Genomic DNA, 3033 nt, shown 5'->3' on the forward strand with positions numbered 1-3033 from the left:
CACCGCGAACGGCCGCCGCGCGGCGGCCCGTGCCCCGCCTCCGCCGCCCCCGCCGGCGCCCCCTCGGCCGACTGGGACACCTGCCTGTCCGTCGCCCGGGCCGTCCTGGTCCGGGACGACCACGACGCGTCGCTGGTGCCCCGGTACACCGACGTCCTGCTGCGGTCGGGTCTGCCACGCTCGCGCAAGCCCCCCAAGAAGGTGCTGGTCATCGGCGCCGGACCGGCCGGACTGACCGCCGCCCACCTGCTGCGCTCGGCCGGTCACCAGGTCACCGTGATCGAGGCCAACGCCAACCGTGTCGGCGGCCGGATCAAGACCTTCCGGGCGGGCGGCCACGAGCGCGCCGCGGCCCCCTTCGCCGACCCCAAGCAGTACGCCGAGGCCGGCGCCATGCGCATCCCCGACAGCCACCCGCTGGTGACCGGGCTCATGGACGCCTTCGGCCTGCGCCGCCGCCGGTTCCACCTGGTGGACGTGGACCGGGCCGGCCACCCTGCCCAGCGCACCTGGCTGTACGTCAACGGCATCCGCGTCCGCCGCTCCGACTACGCCCGGGACCCCCGCGCGGTCAACCGGTCCTTCGGCGTCCCGGCGGCGTACGAGACCGTCCCCGCCGCGCAGATCGTGCGGGGCGCCCTCGCCCCGGTCCGCAAGGAGATCGAGGGCAAGGACGGCCGCCCGCTGGTCGAGGCCTGGGCGCGGATCATCCAGCGCTACGGCCACATGTCGATGTACCGGTACCTCACCGACGAGGCCAGGCTCGACGAGGCCACGGTCGACCTCATCGGCACCGTCGAGAACCTCACCTCCCGACTGCACCTGACCTTCCTGCACTCCTTCATCTCCTCGGCCCTGATCAGTCCGGACACCGCCTTCTACGAGCTCCCCGGCGGCACCGGCACCCTGGCCGACGCGATGTACGAGCGGGTCAAGGACCTGGTCCGGCTCGACCGCCGGGTCACCCGGATCACCCAGGACACCGGCCGGCGCAGCGTGACCGTGGAGACGGTGTCCGAGGGCCGCGACGGGCGTCCCGTGGTCCGCGAGACCTTCACCGGGGACACCGCCGTCGTCACCGTGCCCTTCTCGGGCCTGCGCCACATCCCCGTCACGCCCCCGCTCTCGTACGGCAAGCGCCGCGCCGTGACCGAGCTGCACTACGACGCCGCGACCAAGGTCCTGCTCGAATTCAGCCGCCGCTGGTGGGAGTTCGACGAGGCGGACTGGAAGCGCGAACTGGAGGCCGTCCGCAAGGGGCTCTACGCCGCGTACCAGTTCGGCCGGACCCCCGGCGACGGCTCGCTGCTCGGCGCCCACCCGTCGGTGCCCCGGGGCCACATCGGCCAGGCCCAGCGGGTGCACTACGCGGCCAGCCGGGTACCGGCCCGGGACCAGCCCGAGGCGGCCACGGTGATCGGCGGCGGATCCACGACCGACAACCCCAACCGCTTCATGTTCCAGCCCTCCTACCCCGTCGAGGGCAGCGCCGGCGGTGTCGTCCTCGCCTCCTACAGCTGGGCCGACGACGCCCTGAAGTGGGACGCGTTCGACGAGGAGGAGCGCTACCCGCGCGCCCTCGCCGGCCTCCAGGACGTCTACGGCCAGCGCATCGAGGTCTTCTACACGGGCGTCGGCCGCACCCAGTCCTGGATGCGCGACCCCTACGCCTACGGGGAGGCCTCCGTCCTGCTGCCCGGCCAGCACACCGAGCTGTTCCCGCACGTGCGCACCCCCGAGGGCCGGCTGCACTTCGCCGGCTGCCACACCTCGGTCAAGCCCGCCTGGATCGAGGGCGCGCTGGAATCGGCGGTCCGCACGGCCCTGGAGGTCCACCAGGCGGACTGAGCGGGCACGTCCACGACCGAAGGCGACACGGCGACACGGAGGTGATCCGGCCATGGGCCGCACCCGGCACCCGTCCCCCAGGCAGCGGCTGGGGTACTGGTTCGACAACACCATGGCGCGCAGCACGCCGGCCCTGATCGGCTGGCTCTCCGCGCTGTGCACGGCCGTCGTGGTGCCCGCGGGGGTGCTGCTGGTCTGGGCGGACCCGCACACCCCCACCACCCCGCGGAACCTGCTGCTGGGGGCCTGGAAGAACCTCGGGACCGTCTTCAAGCTGGGCGGTCCCGTCGGCACCCCCGTGTTCGTGCTGCTGTCGGTGCTGGTCGCCGCCGTCGGGGTGTTCTTCGCGAGCACCCTGGTCGGCCTGATCACCACCGGCGTCAACCAGAAGATCATGGACCTGCGCAAGGGACGTTCCGTGGTCCTGGAGGACGGCCACACCGTCCTGCTGGGCTGGTCCGAGCAGGCCCTGCCGATCATCTCGGAACTGGCGCAGGCCAACGCCAACCTCCGGCGGGCCGCCGTCGCGGTCCTCGCCGACCGCGACAAGACCGAGATGGAGGACGAGATCCGGGCGCTGGTGCCCCGGTCCGGCCCCACCCGGGTGGTCTGCCGGACCGGCCGGCCCGACGACCCCGCCGACGTCGCCCTCGTCGGGGCCGGCACCGCCCGCTCGGTGATCGTCCTCACCCCGGAGGGCCCGACCGCCGACGCCCAGATCGTCCGGACCCTGCTCGCCCTCGACCGGTCCCTCGCCCGGCCCGGGCAGCGGCCGCCCGGGCACCGCGGGCCCGGGCACGTCGTGACGGCCCTGCGGGACACCGCCCACCTCACCGCCGCCCGGCTGGCGGGCGGCCCGCGCACCTGCGTGCTGTGCTTCGACGAGATCATGGCGCGGCTGATCGTGCAGACCTGCCGCCAGCCCGGGCTGCCGCTGGTCCACCTCGAACTCCTCGACTACGCCGGCGACGAGTTCTACTTCGCCGTCGAACCGCGCCTGACCGGCCGCACCTACGGTGAGGCACTCCTGGCCTACGACACCTCCGCCGTGGCCGGGCTGCGCAGGAAGGACGGCACCCTGCTGCTCAACCCGCCCTCCGGCACCGTCCTCGGCGCGGGCGACGCGGTCGTCGCCGTCTCCCGGGACGACGACACGGTCGTCCTCGCCCCGGCCCCCTTCCCCGT

Annotated in this window: 1 protein-coding gene and 1 pseudogene; both read left to right on the plus strand. The window is 73.9% G+C overall.

Annotation, left to right across the window (positions count from 1 at the left end; all coding sequences use genetic code 11):
• Positions 1-1848 (plus strand): FAD-dependent oxidoreductase (locus EF918_RS34230; RefSeq protein ID WP_260610955.1); only part of this gene is annotated, 1848 nt, incomplete at its 5' end.
• Positions 1849-1900: 52 nt separating this feature from the next.
• Positions 1901-3033 (plus strand): annotated as a pseudogene (locus EF918_RS34235) (NAD-binding lipoprotein); the annotation flags it as partial.

Source organism: Streptomyces sp. WAC06614 (assembly GCF_003949795.1).
Classification (GTDB): domain Bacteria; phylum Actinomycetota; class Actinomycetes; order Streptomycetales; family Streptomycetaceae; genus Streptomyces.